Consider the following 17,213-nt stretch of genomic DNA (forward strand, 5'->3'; position numbering starts at 1 on the left):
TTTAGTGAAAGCAGATGCCTTTTTTCTATATAATCTTTTATCTTGTCCTGCTATTTCCACTATAAATCATTTCATATAGTCTGATGAACAAGTTCAAACTACTTTGGGTGTAGGAAAATAAAAAAACACATCCCATCTGAAAGAATGGAATGTGTCTTCAATTTATTCGTCCGATTCTATCCCGGGACGATTGTATTGTGTTGGCAGGGTGTCCCAAAAGCTTGCATCAGCAGTTTCAATTGAATCATCGGCAATTGCTCTGACCGCTGCATCCAAAGTGGTTACTGTTTGCTTTATTAGATAGCCATTACTTTTTTGTCCAAGCGCTACTGACTCGATATTGTGATCCGACATACCTCGCATCTCAAAGAGCAGTGTAGCAATATCATAACGGACGGCTGCACCATTACGGCCTATATTTTCTCCAGAACCGCCATCATACCTACCAATATGCCCCCAACCAGTTGGTTCAATGGAGTTATATACAACAGCACCCAGTTTTTTTGACGCTTCTAACACTTCAGGTTCTACGTTTGCGTTTGTAGGATAAAGAATTGAACCTGAAACAAGTTCACCGTCTGTTTCGCTTAGCGTCCCTTGATGATGTAAATCTATCATGTAATCAATATCGTATTTCGCAAATACATTTTCGTGTAAAGCCTTTACCTCTACTTGCATGGAATCAGTTTTTTTATCATGCTCACGGTTTAAGTCGATTCCATTTGCATTTGCCCGTGTTAAGTGCCGATCACCTTTTGCTAAATAGTCATCAAGAGGGAAATTAACATCTCCCATGGCCCCATCTGCGTTTAACATGGGAATGATCAGTATATTAACATTTTCCAAAATACCTTTAGTCTTGTTCGTGCCTAGATGTTTAATGAATTCGAGTGCACCCTCAGTAGTCAGTTGTTCATTTCCATGCTGTTGAGTTAAAAATAGTATAGTAGGATTCTTAGGATTTGACATGTACTTCGCTAGGTAAATATCCCTCCCTTTTACCGTTTCCCCGATTACTTCCAGTGCCAGCCTTTCTTGTTTTGCATCCTGCGTTTCAAGATAGCTTACCAGGCTTTCATATGTATGAAGATTTGAAGTTGTCACTTGTCCATTTCCAGCACTGGGGCCATTTCCAACCGCTCCGACTGGTAGCGCAACAGCTGTTACAGCGCTTAAGGTCATTAAACTAGATAATGAAACTGATAGAACTTTCTTTTTAAAATTCAATAAAAACCCTCCTTATCAAATATAATAACCAGAAAAATAACTATTAATAATATTCTGACATTTTTACTACTTTATGTTAATAGTGAAAAATAACTATGTTTCCAAATAGGTTTTCTTTTACACAATATAACTTGAAAGGAATTACTTCTAAAAAGGCGATATTCAAATGTTCCTGATGAAGAAAAACCAGGCGGACACCCGTCTGGTTACTTCAACCTAGGCTGGAAGTTGATAAAAATATCATTTCCTCACTAAATATTTATTATTGCCTGCCCTCCGTCAGTGGAATTGACTCGTATCGTTCCGGATTGATTTTATATACAGAGCCATCAGTAACTCCATCAATTATTCCATATAACCCTCTTTCAACTGCTTTAATGAGCATGCCCTTTTTCTTTTGGCCAAAGGACTGTGTTTGGCCTCTAACTTCAAAGAGCACTGTCCCACTTCCGTTTAAAGCAAAGGCTCCTAAAGCCGTTCCAGGAAGGTTTTGGTTTTGCGGATATAAGGATATATTTCCATATGGAGAATTACCTTGTTCTTTCATTGCATTATATACCGCTACATTCAATTGTCTGGAAAAATCATAATTATAGTTTTTTGCATATTTGGCATAATCTTGTCCTGAAGGCGAGCTTGGATCTGGAACAAATTGAGCGGAAATCGAGTATGTGACTAAATCATCCGTTCCATCAACTTCATAATAGGGAGCTTGGTGATGCAAGTCCACAAAAATCTCCACCTTTCCGTATTGCTTCAGTAGAGACTTGTAAACATCACGTGTTGTTTGTGATTCAGGTGTTATGAACCAACCAGGGGTGGATGATTTTCCAGGGAAGTCTTTAGCTTGGGGAATATAATTTAAATCAGGATTAAAGTCACGATTGACATCGAAACCAGGTTTGGACTCATAATCGAATGATTCATTTTTGTATGTATAATAGTTCCAAGATGGACTCGCTCCTGCTAACTGTGGAAACTGTTCCACGACCTCTGCCCAGGCCATATCATTTCCCCGACGGTTCAATTCAGCAGCATCCGGATTCATTTTAGGCAAAGCGACAAGGGTAATTTCTTTACGAATTTTCTCCGCTTCAGGAGAGTTGGTCCCCAAAAACTTCAAGATATTCAAGATGGCATCCGTACCGGTTTTCTCATTTCCATGGATCTCACTTTGAATTAAAACGACTTTGTCGCCTGTTCCCACGGTTGCTTTATAGATTTCTCTATTTCTATTGGAGTATCCAGCTACATCCACTTTTACTTTACCTTGGCTATCGCTCGCAATTTGTTCTAGCTTTTTCCCTAGTTCAGCATGATCTGTAAAACCTGAAACCGAATAAGTTTGTTGAATGGGTGTTCCCGGTGATGTTTCATTAGCTGCAAATGTTGGTGCAGCAATACTCACCGATAAAACGGCAACTCCTAGAGTTGAAATAATTTTCCTGCTTTTCATATTACAACAATCACTCCCTTAAAATATTTTTCTATCTCATTATACAAAATGGCAAAGTAGAAATAAGTTGGAATTTGATGTCGTATTATGACTTTTAATGATTCGGGCATCCACTTTAAGTTCCACGCAAAAAGATCCGTGACATTTTTATCGAGGATTGTAGTTGCTGGCGGTCTGTCGAATTGATGATTTGTACTATAACATCACATTACGTTATAATAAAAAGGAAAAATACGAGAAAGGGGAAAATATGAAACTAAACACTAATAGTTCTACGCCATTATACATGCAATTAAAACAATCTATTATCGAAGATATAAACAAAGGGATTTACTCTTCTGGCGAAAGATTACCAACCGAAACAGAATTATGTGAGATATATGGAGTAAGTCGCATTACTGTTAGAAAAGCGGTTTTGGACTTGGTGGAAGAGGGGCTTTTAATACGCCAACAGGGAAAGGGAACATTTGTCCAATATCCTAAAGTAAAAAGAGAATTATTTGCTGTAAATGGTCATGCTGAATATATGTCAGAATTAGGGAAGATACCTCAAACTAAAATCCTTTCATTTGGGATACTGCCTGCACCGGCTAATATTTCCAAATCCTTGGAGATTACTCCTGAAAGTGATGTTCTTGAATTACAACGGATCTTATACTATGATAATCAACCTCTCACCTTAGAAATTTCACATTATTCCTTAAAGATTCTGCCAAATTTAAATCAGCATGTCCATAACTCTGTTTCCATGTATGATATCATAAAGCATAAATATAATATAACTCCTGTTCATAACACGAAACTTTTAAATATGGTATTGGCAAATGCAGATGAAGCAAAATATTTAGAGTGCGAAGTGGGAGATCCCCTTTTCAAAGTGGAGAAAGTGGCATATGACGCTAAAAAGCAGCCTATCCATTCATCCTTCCTATATTATCCTGCTAATCGCGTGACCTTTACGATTGATAGTTCTATATCGCAAGAAAAAGGTAACGAATCCCCCTCCTAATCCGGGATCTCGTTACCTTTATTCATCCATGCATCATTTTAAACCATCATATGATCAGGATTATATACTTTGCCATACCCAAAAGCACCATAATCCTGACAGGTTTGGGAGGCGACTAATGCTCCTTTTTGTAAAGCTTTATATACATCTTGTCCTTGGACGTACGATGAGAGAAAACCAGCAATAAAGGAATCTCCCGCCCCCAACGTATCTACAACTTTGGTTTGGATAATAGCTTGTTCATATATTTGATTTTCAGTTGATAAAAGTGCTCCCTTTTCCCCGCGAGTAACACATATCACCTTTGTGCCGAACGAATGAACCTTTTGAATCAGTGCGTTGCACTCTGCCTCGTTTAAATTGCTTCCGGAAAAAAATGCATAATTCACAAACGGACAAACCTTTTGTAAATAGGGATCCTCTTGATTTGTCGAAAAATCAAAAGAAATGTCAATGAATTGGCTTAGTATTGGAAGGTTATGCTCTATACGGCTATATACACTTGTATGAAGAAGGTCGTGTTGCCGAATATAATCCAAATCCTTGTCATTCAGTACAATCCCCAATCTGGATTGAATTCCCCCTTTATTGGAACCAATGAAAATTCGGTCCCCGTCCTTATCCAACGCGACGACTGCCATACCATTCTCTCCTACTGCTTGTCTTACTCTACTAATCTCTATCTTTTCCTTTTGCAATACCTCTAACACATGGTCTGCTGCCCCATCATTTCCTACAATGCCAATATATGAAGATTGCTCATCATTTAAACGATTGCACAATACTGCCACGTTTAATGAATTGCCGCCAGGATATATCTTTCCTTGATCTTTATAAAAATCTACTACGTTATCTCCAATTCCAATTAATTTCATGCCTGTTCCCCCTGTTATCATTTTACACTTCCACTAGCAATTCCACGGATAAAGTACTTCTGCATGAATAAAAATAAAATGACGATAGGTGCCGCTGAAATCGTTAATCCAGAAAGTAACACTCCCCAATCGGTTTGGAGTGCATCTCGAAATTGCATTAAACCGGCAGGTATCGTACGTAAACTATCATCGTCTATAAAGATGATCGCGAACATGAATTCATTCCATGTATAGTAAGCTGTTAAAATTATCGTTGTTAATAAAATAGGCTTACTCATGGGAATGAAAATTCTAAAAAGGATTCCAAGGTTTGTGCATCCATCCAACCGGGCAGCCTCTTCCAGTTCTTTCGGAATGGACAGGAAGTAGGCCCGAATCAACAAGATGGTTAGCGGAATTCTGTATGCTACATAAGGTAAAATTAACGCCCAATGGGTGTTATATATACCTAGCTTCTGAATTATATTATACAAAGGGATCAGGCTTACTTGGGGAGATAGCATCAACCCCCCTAAGCATATGACCAAAATGAAAGCCTTTCCACGAAAATCAAAGCGAGATAATCCATAGGCACCTAACGCACTTACTAATACCGTTAGAATACAGGTCAAGCCAGTAACCATGACACTATTTAAAAAGTAGGAAGAAATCCCACTATTCCAGGCTGTTACATAATTTTCAAACAACCATGCATGAGGAAGGGACCAACTATGGTTAAAAATTTCCTCTGTGCTTTTAAAAGAACTGATGACCATCCATAATAAGGGATAGGCAACAACAAGAAAGTATGCGATCAAACCTGCATAGACTAGTGCTACTCTCATATTATAGTCTTTTCTTTTCCTTGCATATTTTAGATTTTTCACAACTAATTCCGGTACTCTGATCGTTGATTTAGGCATCTCCATTATTAGTCCTCCTTTCCTGTTTTAAATATTTTCATTTGAATAAGAGAAATAAGTAACGTAATAATTAAGATAACCGTTGCAATGGCTGAAGCATATCCCATCATATCTTTTGAAAAAGCCGTTTTATATAAATAGGTACTTAGGACTTCCGAAGAAGTTCCCGGCCCCCCTCCGGTTAAGATATAGGGCTCATTAAACACTGTAAAAGCACCTGTCAGTGTTAAGATTACAGCTACAAATGTCATTTCCTTCGTTTCTGGAACCGTAATGTGAAAAAACGTTTTTATTTTATTCGCTCCATCCATTTCAGCTGCTTCATATAGCTCAGGTGAAATTTTTTGAATGGATACGATATATAACATGGCTATATAACCAATCGATTGCCACTGTGAGACAGCAATGACTGCATAGATTGCCGTATCACTATCACCCAACCATGGCAGTGCTAAATTATTCAATCCAATCATTTTAAGAAACTGATTTAACAACCCCACTTCCGGGTTATAAAAAAATGAAAACAGCAAGGCTATGACTGTCATTGAAACGACGACTGGTAAAAAATAGACTGTACGAAAGATGGGTGAAAATTTACGGATTAATTTATCTTCTAAAACAGCTGCAACAATTAACCCTCCAAATACCTGGAAAACAATTGAAATGACTGCATAAAGAATATTATTTTTTAAAGCTTCATAAAATACGGGATCTTTAAACAAAGTAAAGTAGTTGTCCAACCCTACAAATGCTTTATTTGGTGAAAAAGTACTCCAATTATACAGACTGTCGCCAATATTCTGGAAAATGGGGATATAAACTAACAGTAAAAAAACTAATGCTGGAAGAAGATATAGATAAGGTACAAATTTATCGAGTTTTATCATTAAAAGATCACTCCCTTAATAAAACGGAAAAATGATTTCCCTTATTTCCCCGCTTCGATTCTAACAGTATCGGCAGCTTTTTGAACATCACGCATGATTTGTTTAGGTGTTTTATCTCCATTTAACATCATTTGTGCTCCTGTTAAATAGGCATCTGCAATACGCGCATCAATGCTCATGTCAAACCATGGGGCCATTTCCTTGGCGTTTAATATGCTTTGAACCGCTTCCAGCTGTTCCGGGGAAGAATTATTTTCATTCACTGTACCTTCAACTGCACTATACTTGCCCACATCAGTGACTAGTTTCTCTCCCATCTGTTTAGTCGTTAAAAACTTTAAAAACTCCATCGCCTCTTTAGGATGCTTTGTCTTGGAAGAAATCATAAAGCCCTCAGGCGAACCCGTTAGATTTGTTTGATTGCCTTTTCCGCCTTCTACTTCAGGAAAGTTAAACATTCCAAGTTCAAACTTAGTGGGTCCAAATAGCTTGATTTCTGCCGTTTCTGCATAAATCATAGGTGCCTTACCATCTGAAAATTGCTGCCTAGCATATTCGTGATCTATTGAATTCGTATTCTCATTAAAATAAGGTAACAACTCTTGGAATTTTTTAAGCGCTTTTATGTAGTCGTCATCCTTGAATTTTCCGGTTTTTCGATTATAATCCATCGCCAGCACTTCCGGTCTAACAAGGCGTTGATTCAATGTGCCCAAATAATGTGAAATTGTCCAAGTGTCTTGACTGCCGAATTGAAGGGCTGTGTAGTTATTCTTTTTTAACACTTTTAACACGTCGATTAATTCATTCCAGGTTTTAGGCGGGTTTATGTTCAATTTTTCGAAGACATCCTTGTTATAGAAAAACATTTTCCCATCCATTGTTACGGGGACACCATACACCTTATTATTAAATGTATAGGGTTTGACTTGGGATGGAACGAGTTGAGAAGACCATTCCGGATCGTTTTCATAATAAGAAGTTAAATCCAAAGCTTTATTGCCTCGCACAAACTGACTGGCAAATTCATCACTCCATGAGAAATAAACATCAGGTGGATTATTCGTACCTGTCATTACTTTAATTTTGTCTTTATACGAATCGTTTAGCACTGCTTCGGTTTTAATATTGATATCGGGGTTTTGTTTTTCAAATTCTTTTACAACTTCATTAAAGTATGTTTTTTCCGGTTCCTTTGGCCACCTATGGAAAAATGTTAAGGTAGTTTTTCCAACATCTGATTCTGAAGATGTCTTTTCACCAGAACATCCCCCTAGCATTAAAGATAAACTTAAAAATGATGCGATTATAAGTTTTGTTTTTCTCATGAATACCCTCCTTATTATAAATGCTTTTATCATCAGGAAATTATACTATAATGTTATAAAACATTATAGTATAATTCGTAAATAATATACAGAATATTAAGTTTTCTTCAATTATTAGTATTCTACTTTCCACATATAACGCCTTTTGCTTAAAGGATGATTACGCGCTTCCGCTAATTCTTCTGCATATTGACGCAATACACGATTTAAGATAAGCGGCGCAATATATCCTTTTACTTCTTCATCGATACCATCAAGATCATACTGTTTTGCATCTAGCACCGTTAGCTTTTTGCCATAACGCTGAGAAAAAGATAACGCTCTTTCTTCTAATGGTCTTGTTTCATCCAATCCCAATAGAATGATAAACGGTACATTTTCGTCAATAATTTCGAATGGTCCATGGAAGTACTCGCCAGCATGAATGGCATGTGAGTGTATCCATTGCATTTCCATTAAGATACAAATACTGAAAGAATAGGCTGTCCCGTAGTTAGAACCGCTTGCCATTGTATAGATAACAGGTTCTTTTGCATGAGATTGGGCGAATACTCTTGCATTAGAAGCTTCTTGCTCCAGGGCTTTTTCATACACTGGCTGTAAATTCTCTAAACTTGATACTAGTTTTCCAAACTTCTCATTGTTTTCCGCTATATGAAGTACACCAAAAACTAGTTGATATAACACACTCAGGTTTGTATCAAAGGCGTTTACACCGTTACCCCATTCATATTTAATGAAAAGGTCCGCATTTTGGGCTAATGGTGATCCTGGTTCATTCGTTAATGCCACAGTAAACGCACCTTTACTTTTTGCAAACTTAGCCGCTTCAGCCGTTTCGGGAGTTGTTCCAGACATAGAGCATAAAATTACTAATGATTCCTTCCCTAGTTGTTGTGGATTACGATGTATAAACTCATTTGAACTATATAGATCGGATGTTATATTTTCAGCTTCACGATCCAGTATATACTTAGCTGAATACATGATGGCAGAAGATCCCCCGCATGCTACAAAATAAATATTGTTGATTTTCCTACCCTTTAATTGATCCAATACTGTTTTTACATTACTTTTTACATTAATAACCGATTTACTCATTTTCCCACTCCTTCAATATTTGATATACAACATTATGTAATGTTATATATTGTTATATTAAATCATGAGCTTTCTTTAGTCAATGCATTGTCAGAATATTTTTATTTATTCCTTTTCCTTGAATCAGTTAGGTACTATATCTCAGTTCTTTTTACCATCAAGATTTTCATGAAAATTTATTTATTTACAGATGTAATACGTCCACTTGAACATCTAATATGATACACTTCTTATTTTTTCCTGATTTTCCCAACCATTAATAATAACAATGGCAGAATAAAACAAATCGTTAAGGATAATGGTGTCCAAGCTGTAGCCATAAAGTTTTGATAATGCACGATATCGGGATGCGAAAAGATGGTAAAAGTGAGAATTAGAAAAGCTAATGGGAATAGAAGAATTTTGTAATTTTTTAACCCTAGCAATTGAGCTATTCCTAAAGCGAGTCCATAAAAGCATATGGTCAACTTAAAATACTCTGTAAAAACCCAAATGAAGGCCACAATGACCTCGACCCTTTCAAAAAAATTACCGATGCTTATCCTCATCCCCAATTTATAAGAAGGATAGGTCAATCTCGCTGTATTATCAGCACCCAATACGAGGATACTGAAAAGGATCACTAAGAAAAGAACGCCGCCACCTAACAAAGTCCCTAAATAAAAGTTTTTCTTCACTTTAGCCTTTTCGTTTACATATGGAGTGATCATCAAAAAGAAAACAAGCTGAACATAAGGCAGAGCTAAAGAGTGATATGATCCCCTCATTATCGGTTTCATGCCTTCTTCAAATATAGGTTGCAAATTTTCGATTTTGATATCCGGGATAAGAAATACGAATAATATGAAAAGCAGCAGTACAAGCCAAGGAAAAAAGATTAATGCAGTCCGGCAGATAACTTCCAATCCTAGCCGTGCACCAAATAAGCTTGTTATTATAAACAAGATCATAATCATTTCCATAGGTGTCTCAACCAGAACCTGTGATGAAAAAAAATTCCCAATTTCACTAAGTAACGCTGAAGAAAGGTAATATAAATAAAATAAGAATAGCAGTGCCGAGATCTTCCCGATCCATTTTCCAAATATTTTTTCATTAACTTCTATATAAGTCATGGATGGGTAAAGTGATGCGAGCCGGGTAAATAGGAAAACGAAACATAAACCGATGAGAGTAGCTAAGATATAGGCAATCCAGCCATCCTGCTTTGCTAAAGAGACAAGTACGGAAGGTAAAGTAAGTATCGCTCCTCCTATGGTGAATATGATGACCATTATAAGAAATTCACCAGAGCTGATTTTTCCTTTTTCAAGCATATTCGATACCTCCCTAGGATAAAATACGATCCATGAAATGAGCGAGTGGACTATATATTTTCGTTATCCAGTCTATAGGAGTGGGAATGGTAATATCCTTGATAATTAAAATACTCAACGTCATGCCAACTAAAAGCAATAAAATGAAAATGACAATTTCCTTCCAGCATTTCTTTTTAATAAGGGGTGGTATTTCGAAAAATGAAATAATAGCTCCAGTACACACTGTTCCAATAATTGCCCACATTGATCTTTACTCCTCGATTTCTTTTTGAAAGGATTCTGATATTGTGCCTAAATTGCGAATCTTTGCTTTAACGGTTACATTCACGTCCAAATTTGCGAATTCCTGATCCCAATTTCCTTCTAAACGTTTCCATGCTTTAGGATCGGTTCTATGAATTTCTTCACCAAAACCGAAGATGTCACTTTGATACTTCTCTTGAAGCGTTTTTATCGATCCTTCTATTTTATCTTTAATGTCTTTTGCGTATCTTTTATTCAATTCTTCGATTTTTTCAGGTTTAGTTAAATCGATTGTGCATTCTACTTCACCTATACTCCCTTCTGACGTGACATTAATATCAATTTTCGGATTTCCTTTTTCCATTTCCCCCTTGATTTTCGTTTTTGAACTAGTCGTGTTGACCGTAATTTGCTCACCTTCACATGGAATATTTACCGCAGTGGATTTAACATGATCTGTAATGTAACTAACACCTTTACTGTCGTTCCTGTTTAACCAGCCGACAAGTTTATCCTTCTTGAATACTCCAAGATAATCCAAACGCAAGCCGGATTTCGGGGAGATATTTTGTGCATTCGTAACATTGCTTCCTGATTCGGGATCACCATAAACGTAAATCCCCGTTAGCATGGCCTGTCTGCCTTTGCTGACGATACTGCTGACCAGCTCATCCAAAGTGACCGTCCTTGTCGGTGCCCACCTTCTCTCTGAATTTTCCAAGGCATCAAAAACTTTATTTGCCGGTATTTTTTCAAGGGCCGTTTGCACATTAAGCGTTTCATAAGCAGTTGCCCCCTTCGCAACGATCATATAGAAATCCGAACGCAACTCCTTTTGCCGGGAAAGGACATCCAGAGGTTTTGCAATTCCTGCCCTGGCCATTTCCTCACCAAAGACAATTTCACGAAGATGTGCGACATATAACCTCCTTGGTACATCAGTTGATAGGCTTCTAATTGCTTCAAAAATGGTTGCACCGCTTTTCCTGAAGGTTACAACTTCCGTGCGGCCAGACCTGGCATCACCTGCCAGCTCACTCGAATTTAGAACTTGGACGGTTACAAGATACCCATCTTCCGTTTTATCAATTCCCATGGCAGTAACGATGGCAAGTTCGTTCAACTCAATGCTGCTCCAACAACCGGATAAACAAATTATAGGTAACATTAAAAATACCTTTAGCATTTTTTTCATCGTGAACCCTCATAATCTCATCATTTTATCTAGGTGGTTTAGGAGAACTTACTTCTCCTCTGTCTGTATCATTTTTACTGATCAAACGAGGCCGCTTTAATAATGACCAATGCGGCATACGAATGATGTTGTCTTTTTGATCTTGTAAAATGAATGGTGCATTTGGAGCTAAATATGGTAAACCAAAAGATCGTATGCTATTTAAATGCAGGACCATCACAATCAGCCCCAAAATGATCCCGTATAACCCAAATGTAGCGGCAAGGATCATAAACAAGAATCGAAGCATACGAAAAGCCATGGCCATACTATTGGCTGGGAACACAAAGCTGCAGATGGCTGTTAAGGACACGATGATAACCATTGTTGCTGAAACGAACCCTGCTTCGACAGCAGCCTGTCCAATAACTAATGCACCCACGATGGAAATGGATGAACCGATTGCCCTAGGCATCCTCACACCTGCCTCACGCAAGATTTCAAATACTACCTCCATCAGCATCGCCTCTACAAAAGCTGGAAAAGGAACACCCTCTCGCTGTGAGGCTAGACTTATGAGTAAGGGAGTAGGAAGCATTTCTTGATGAAAGGTTGAGACAGCAATATAAAGTGACGGTGTAAGCAAAGCAAGGAAAAAGGATAAATACCGTAATACTCGAATTAATGTTGCAATGTCTGCCCGTTGATAATAGTCTTCACTGGACTGAAAAAAATGCACCATCAGTGCTGGAATGATAAGGACAAACGGAGTTCCGTCAATTAGTATCGCAATCCTCCCTTCTAAAATGGCGGCGGCTACAGCATCAGGACGTTCCGTATTATAAACGGTTGGAAAAGGAGTGTATACTTCATCCTGAATAAGCTCTTCAATGTAACCACTCTCAAGAACCGCATCTATATTGATTCGATTTATCCGGCTTTGCAATTCTGAAATCGTTTTATCATCGGCAACACCTTTTAAATACATAATCGCTACGTCTGTTTGCGTTTTTTCACCAATCTGTTTTGTTTCAAGCCATAGGTTAGGATCTTTTATTCTACGTCGTATTAAAGCAGTATTTGTTCGCAGCGTTTCAGTGAATCCATCCTTAGGTCCTCTTACAACTGTTTGGGAGGAAGGTTCCTGAACTCCGCGATCGGCCCAATCTCTTGAGCCGAGTGCCATTCCTTTTGGGGAGCCGTCCATCAATAACATCGTGTCTCCCGATAGAACATGGTTAAAAAGCTTTTGAAAATCATTTATTTCCACTATTCCCCCTACAGGAAGAATATGTGATTTTATCATTTCAAAACAGTCAGTGTGATTAAGGACTGCTACGTCCAACTCCGAATTCCGAATTTCAACCATTAAAGTGTCGAGGATGAAATCTTGGATGGAAGCTGAATCCGTTAATCCATCGGTAAATACGATACCTAATTTAATTTGCCCATTTTTACCTGCTTGAAAATCCCTTATAACTATGTCTGAACTATTTCCTACCGTTTTCTTAATATGGTCTAAATTAAACTGAAGGTCAGAAGAGATAAGTTTTGTTTGATGATTCTTTGAGTCTTTACTTCTGTTTTGGGCTTTTTGAACTGGATTTTGGGTTTGATTTTTAGTTTTGCTGGAGTTTGGATTTCCGCTTTGATTTAGGTCTTCTTGTTGTTTTTTATTTTTCACTGATTGTTTATCTTCAATTAACTTCCTCAACGGAATAGGAACTCGAGATTTCAATGCTAACCCCCTCATAACCAAAAGCCTGTCAAAATTATGTTTTCACCTTGGCTGCAATTATATCCATCTAAGTAAAATAAATTGGAATTAATTTTCAAGAGCAAAATTCAATTAAAGGTTGCTGAAGATGGCTCGGATATTAACCTTTTTGGACCTGCTTTTTCTACAAAATTGAATTACATTAACCACTTTCCGCCATCACTGCAAACTCGGAAGCGACTTCTCTTTAGGAGTCAGCTCAGAAGGATAACATTAAAAATGGATTTTCTTTGACAACCCCGATGTGTCTTTTATTAATCTTCAACTTTCTTACCTTTTGCGACAGTTGCCTTACCTAATCGTTTATAGGCATTCTGAAGCACAACTAATCAAATTTATTTGAAGTTATGTTTAAAAGTATCCTATGAGTAAATGCATAGATTGCCAATATTCGCATAATCTATTAACGATTTTAATTTTTGCTTGTTGGACTAAAGTGGAATGAAGTTGGATGGTTTAGGGGCACGAAAAAGATAAATGAAGAAAAACCCTGCAGAGATTACTCTCCACAGAGTTTCTATAGCTTTCAACTAATTTTTTGGCTGCAGGGCGCCTTGCCTTTGAATAGGCGAATGGCGACGAACTATATATGGTAACAAAGCGCCGAATTCAAGATTCCAATGTAATATATTCAGCTCCCTGGTCTTTTGCCCAATTATGTATATAACTTAGCAGATTATATCCAAGGCCACTAGGACGGTGATTTACATCAGTAACCAAATCTTGCACATAAACATAGCGTTCATTGTATGAATCTTCACGCCAGCTAATACCTGCTAACGCTACGATGCTCGTATCATGATATAAAGCAAATAACTTTTTCCCCTCATTACGCATATCATTTAATAATTCTAGATATTCCTTAAAAGTCAAATCAGTACGCAACTGACTTAATATAGGATAAGCCTGTAAGAATTGATGTTCTACAGTTAACTCTACTATATTTTCCACTGGTATTTTCATTCTAAAATTCCCCTACCTTTTTTAAGTTTAATGGCTTCGCCTTCCCTTTATGAATCCGGATTAGTTTTTTTTCTGACATATAACCAAGGGCAAATTAAATATCAAATAAATGTTTTCAATAATTGTGTGTCTAACAGTTTCCCATTCTTCTCCTTTCTCCATATTTATTAGAAATACACACAAAGATATACACATATAATATGCAAGAATCGCGCCAACTCAAATCTATTACAAATCAAAATATTGTTGCATATTTACCTTAATTGACGTAATGAAGCAGGTTAATCAGAAAATCTCACCAAATGATGATTTGGTGAAAATTAGGTTTTAGTTAAATCAAATATTCAGTTCCTATGATGTGGGGGAATTTAAACACTTTCTCTTGGACCATTAGGAGAAGCTACATAATAGAAGTGGGACAAGTAAAATTATTCTTCTATAATACGCCATGTTTTGTCCCGCGAATTTACCCATCACTCGTTTATAAATTATCTTCCTATGTGTTTGACAATTGAATATTTTGTCTCGGATTTGAGAAACGGCCATACACACTTTAGATAAGGAGGTTTACACTTTTTTCAAATACAGGTTGTTTATTTTAAATTTTGATTCCGGAATAAGAAATAAGAATAAAAAGCCATGACGATTCAAATTATTTCCGTGTGAATAACTTGTACATGAATAGTCAAAACTAAGGAGTATTAAGAAGGAAGGAACAAACTTAAAGGTGAAAAATAATGCCTGGTAGTTTCAAAATTTCATCACATCAAATGATGATTTTAATCCTTTTGTATTCGGTAGGAACGGTTATTTTACATACTCCTTCTCCTTTAACTAGTTTTGCAAAGCAGGATGTAAATGAAATGGTTTTCGGTAAGTTAGTCGGAAAGATGATCAATTTCACGTTTTTTATCTGGTCTTTTTCAACTGCTGCCGAGACTATTTATTATGTGGGGAATTTCATTGAAACTTGTTGGATGCCGGATACTCCACTTGCAGCATTAAATTTAATGTTAGCTGCAATAGTGACCTTTACAGTTCGCCTTGGTATTAAAACTTTTACACGCACGTTGGAAATATACTTCATACCGTATTAATATTTCTGATTATTTTTTTGGTATCCATCATTCCTCAAGCCAATATCCAAAACATTCAGCCAGTATTTGAAAATGGAGCCAAACCTGTCATACGTGCGACACTTTTTTCATCAGCGTGTTCACGCTGTCTCCTGTTATGTTTTTAATGATTTTCCCTTCAAAAGTCAATGAAAATAAAAAAGGGGGTAAAGCTTTTTTTATTTTCATTGATCGGAGGAATCATTTTAGTTATCATGCTGGATATGGTCTGGTCATGCCTTTATTATTGTTTATCACGGTTAAATTTAAAAACACCATTAAAAACCATGGCAGCCAACAATGATAATAACAAAAAGATTTAAAGAACATGATAAAAATATTCCAGAAGTCCGAAATTGTCGGGGTTAATGAATATTTACGAATGAGGTGAGTATATTGAAACATAAAATAATCATCATTTTCAGTCTGGTTTTTATAGCATTCATGACTGGCTTACTCATCTTTTACCTCATAAAAGATGATTCTTCCCGATGGATGGTAGCCCTTGGGGGAATATTGGTAAGTGCCTTGCCCATTTTATTACTGTTTGTAAAAAATAATCCTTTTAACATTCCAATCATAATCGGTTACTATGTTTCTGTTTTCTGTACGACATTTTTAGGATCCATCGCAAATTTTTATGTGGATTTTAAATGGTGGGACTCTGGCCTTCACTTCTACAAAGGTATTTTCGTGGCTTTTGTTGGAATAGCTCTTTATAAACAATTCATTCCTCAAAAAGCGAGAAAAGATGTTTCAAGGTGGATCATCTTTCTTTTTGTTCTTTCACTTTCAGTCATTGCCACTGTTCTTTGGGAAATATATGAGTTCGTAGGAGATCTCACTTTTACTCATACCATGCAGCGAGGCGGTAACAAAGACACCATGTACGATATAATTTTCGGTCTTACGGGCGGCCTGCTTATCTCCATTTATTCTATTGTACAAAAATCAAAATTATAATTTATAGAGGTATTCATATGAATCGTAAGCTAGTTATTTCATTAAGTTCAGTGTATGTACTTTTCATGGCAGCTTTATCTATTTTTTACTATACAGCCGATGAAACTTTTAAATCACTCGTTTCGATAGGCGGTGTGGTATGTGGAGCAATTCCCCTTTTATTGGCCCTATTTACCAAGCTTCAATTCAATCTGCCAATTATCATTTCCTATTTAATCTTCTTATTCGGTTCACAATATTTAGGATCTATTTTAGGTTGGTATGGACTGGGGTGGTGGGACACATTCTTACATTTACTAAGCGGTTCCCTTCTCGCTTTTACGGGAATTGCTTTATATGAACGATTGGTATACAGAAATGCAGGCAAAGAAATATCCCCTTGGTTTGTCTTTTTGTTTACCCTCTCCTTCTCAGCACTTGGTGGTGTCATATGGGAGATTTACGAATTTAGTTCTGATCAATTATTCGGAATGACACTGCAAGGCGGGGGAAATAAAGATACAATGATAGATCTAATCGCAGATACTATTGGAGGTCTTATCATTGCAGTGTGGGCCGGAGTGCGGACAACGATTAAGTTAAAGAAAACATAAAAAAAGTTCCAGTTGATTGAAAAAATTCGCTCCCTTTCCGCCGACTGTCTGCCAAGCCTCCTCGACGCAAACTTCTCCGGGTCACGGCTAGCCAGTAATTCGGCAGGAGTGTTGCAAATTTCTTTAATCTAAAGAGGGTTTCATCCGTATAAACAAAAAAATATGAAGGATAACCAAGTTTTCTTTTAAATCATGTTCGGCGTGAAAGCATTTGAACCCCATTTGTCGACATAAGGGGTTCTATCTAAATTTTAAAACAAAGTTGATTGGCGCGGGTGTTC

15 protein-coding genes and 1 pseudogene are annotated in these 17,213 nt (G+C 37.0%); 4 read left to right on the forward strand and 12 right to left on the reverse strand.

Annotation, left to right across the window (positions count from 1 at the left end; genetic code table 11):
• Positions 1-162: 162 nt before the first annotated feature.
• Together ACIQZD_RS00535 and ACIQZD_RS00540 are read right to left on the reverse strand one after the other, a co-directional pair.
• A complete protein-coding gene (locus tag ACIQZD_RS00535; RefSeq protein WP_402897232.1) occupies positions 163-1,227 on the reverse strand; it encodes a M14 family zinc carboxypeptidase in 1,065 nt (354 codons plus the stop codon).
• Positions 1,228-1,489: 262 nt separating this feature from the next.
• Positions 1,490-2,683 carry a M14 family zinc carboxypeptidase gene (locus ACIQZD_RS00540; protein WP_402897234.1) on the reverse strand — a complete coding sequence of 398 codons (1,194 nt, stop codon included), beginning with the start codon at positions 2,681-2,683 and terminating at the stop codon, positions 1,490-1,492.
• A gap of 250 nt (positions 2,684-2,933) precedes the next feature.
• Here ACIQZD_RS00540 and ACIQZD_RS00545 point away from each other — a divergent pair, with 250 nt between their 5' ends.
• The gene (locus tag ACIQZD_RS00545; RefSeq protein WP_402899825.1) at positions 2,934-3,692 is read left to right on the forward strand and encodes a GntR family transcriptional regulator; all 759 of its coding nucleotides are present in this window, start codon (positions 2,934-2,936) and stop codon (positions 3,690-3,692) included.
• 38 nt (positions 3,693-3,730) lie between these two features.
• On the opposite strand, the gene ACIQZD_RS00550 is transcribed toward ACIQZD_RS00545, so the two are convergent.
• The 10 genes from ACIQZD_RS00550 to ACIQZD_RS00595 all read right to left on the reverse strand — a co-directional run bounded on the left by ACIQZD_RS00550 (position 3,731) and on the right by ACIQZD_RS00595 (position 14,261).
• On the reverse strand, positions 3,731-4,567 hold the full coding sequence (locus ACIQZD_RS00550) for a PfkB family carbohydrate kinase (RefSeq protein WP_402897236.1): 837 nt from the start codon (positions 4,565-4,567) through the stop codon (positions 3,731-3,733).
• 17 nt (positions 4,568-4,584) lie between these two features.
• Entirely contained in the window at positions 4,585-5,391 is an 807-nt protein-coding gene (locus tag ACIQZD_RS00555) for a carbohydrate ABC transporter permease (protein ID WP_402899828.1), read from the reverse strand.
• A gap of 86 nt (positions 5,392-5,477) precedes the next feature.
• Positions 5,478-6,356 carry a carbohydrate ABC transporter permease gene (locus tag ACIQZD_RS00560; protein WP_402897238.1) on the reverse strand — a complete coding sequence of 293 codons (879 nt, stop codon included), beginning with the start codon at positions 6,354-6,356 and terminating at the stop codon, positions 5,478-5,480.
• Between the two features lie 41 nt (positions 6,357-6,397).
• Positions 6,398-7,684: an ABC transporter substrate-binding protein gene (locus tag ACIQZD_RS00565; protein ID WP_402897240.1), complete on the reverse strand. Its 1,287-nt coding sequence runs from the start codon at positions 7,682-7,684 to the stop codon at positions 6,398-6,400.
• Positions 7,685-7,798: 114 nt separating this feature from the next.
• Positions 7,799-8,785 carry an SIS domain-containing protein gene (locus ACIQZD_RS00570; protein WP_402897242.1) on the reverse strand — a complete coding sequence of 329 codons (987 nt, stop codon included), beginning with the start codon at positions 8,783-8,785 and terminating at the stop codon, positions 7,799-7,801.
• Between the two features lie 230 nt (positions 8,786-9,015).
• A complete protein-coding gene (locus tag ACIQZD_RS00575; protein WP_402897244.1) occupies positions 9,016-10,101 on the reverse strand; it encodes a GerAB/ArcD/ProY family transporter in 1,086 nt (361 codons plus the stop codon).
• Between the two features lie 13 nt (positions 10,102-10,114).
• A complete protein-coding gene (locus tag ACIQZD_RS00580; protein WP_053535516.1) occupies positions 10,115-10,348 on the reverse strand; it encodes a hypothetical protein in 234 nt (77 codons plus the stop codon).
• A gap of 6 nt (positions 10,349-10,354) precedes the next feature.
• Positions 10,355-11,542 carry a Ger(x)C family spore germination protein gene (locus ACIQZD_RS00585; RefSeq protein WP_402897246.1) on the reverse strand — a complete coding sequence of 396 codons (1,188 nt, stop codon included), beginning with the start codon at positions 11,540-11,542 and terminating at the stop codon, positions 10,355-10,357.
• 25 nt (positions 11,543-11,567) lie between these two features.
• Complete coding sequence (locus ACIQZD_RS00590; protein WP_402897248.1) at positions 11,568-13,259, reverse strand: spore germination protein; 1,692 nt, start codon at positions 13,257-13,259, stop codon at positions 11,568-11,570.
• A gap of 648 nt (positions 13,260-13,907) precedes the next feature.
• The gene (locus tag ACIQZD_RS00595; RefSeq protein ID WP_402897249.1) at positions 13,908-14,261 is read right to left on the reverse strand and encodes a GNAT family N-acetyltransferase; all 354 of its coding nucleotides are present in this window, start codon (positions 14,259-14,261) and stop codon (positions 13,908-13,910) included.
• 890 nt (positions 14,262-15,151) lie between these two features.
• Between ACIQZD_RS00595 and ACIQZD_RS00600 the strand changes: the two are divergent.
• The 3 genes and pseudogenes from ACIQZD_RS00600 to ACIQZD_RS00610 all read left to right on the forward strand — a co-directional run bounded on the left by ACIQZD_RS00600 (position 15,152) and on the right by ACIQZD_RS00610 (position 16,932).
• Positions 15,152-15,504 (forward strand): annotated as a pseudogene (locus ACIQZD_RS00600) (GerAB/ArcD/ProY family transporter).
• A 259-nt stretch (positions 15,505-15,763) separates the two neighbouring features.
• Positions 15,764-16,339: a DUF2238 domain-containing protein gene (locus ACIQZD_RS00605; protein ID WP_402897251.1), complete on the forward strand. Its 576-nt coding sequence runs from the start codon at positions 15,764-15,766 to the stop codon at positions 16,337-16,339.
• A gap of 17 nt (positions 16,340-16,356) precedes the next feature.
• On the forward strand, positions 16,357-16,932 hold the full coding sequence (locus ACIQZD_RS00610; protein ID WP_402897253.1) for a DUF2238 domain-containing protein: 576 nt from the start codon (positions 16,357-16,359) through the stop codon (positions 16,930-16,932).
• Positions 16,933-17,213: the final 281 nt, after the last annotated feature.

Source organism: Peribacillus sp. NPDC096447, assembly GCF_044762725.1.
Lineage (GTDB): Bacteria > Bacillota > Bacilli > Bacillales > DSM-1321 > Peribacillus.

Coding starts and splice junctions, on each gene's coding strand:
- ACIQZD_RS00540 (WP_402897234.1), bottom strand. CDS start 2,683: ATGAAAAGCAGGAAAATTATTTCAACTCTAGGAGTTGCCGTTTTATCG.
- ACIQZD_RS00545 (WP_402899825.1), top strand. CDS start 2,934: ATGAAACTAAACACTAATAGTTCTACGCCATTATACATGCAATTAAAA.
- ACIQZD_RS00550 (WP_402897236.1), bottom strand. CDS start 4,567: ATGAAATTAATTGGAATTGGAGATAACGTAGTAGATTTTTATAAAGAT.
- ACIQZD_RS00555 (WP_402899828.1), bottom strand. CDS start 5,391: ATGAGAGTAGCACTAGTCTATGCAGGTTTGATCGCATACTTTCTTGTT.
- ACIQZD_RS00560 (WP_402897238.1), bottom strand. CDS start 6,356: ATGATAAAACTCGATAAATTTGTACCTTATCTATATCTTCTTCCAGCA.
- ACIQZD_RS00565 (WP_402897240.1), bottom strand. CDS start 7,684: ATGAGAAAAACAAAACTTATAATCGCATCATTTTTAAGTTTATCTTTA.
- ACIQZD_RS00570 (WP_402897242.1), bottom strand. CDS start 8,785: ATGAGTAAATCGGTTATTAATGTAAAAAGTAATGTAAAAACAGTATTG.
- ACIQZD_RS00575 (WP_402897244.1), bottom strand. CDS start 10,101: ATGCTTGAAAAAGGAAAAATCAGCTCTGGTGAATTTCTTATAATGGTC.
- ACIQZD_RS00580 (WP_053535516.1), bottom strand. CDS start 10,348: ATGTGGGCAATTATTGGAACAGTGTGTACTGGAGCTATTATTTCATTT.
- ACIQZD_RS00585 (WP_402897246.1), bottom strand. CDS start 11,542: ATGAAAAAAATGCTAAAGGTATTTTTAATGTTACCTATAATTTGTTTA.
- ACIQZD_RS00595 (WP_402897249.1), bottom strand. CDS start 14,261: ATGAAAATACCAGTGGAAAATATAGTAGAGTTAACTGTAGAACATCAA.
- ACIQZD_RS00610 (WP_402897253.1), top strand. CDS start 16,357: ATGAATCGTAAGCTAGTTATTTCATTAAGTTCAGTGTATGTACTTTTC.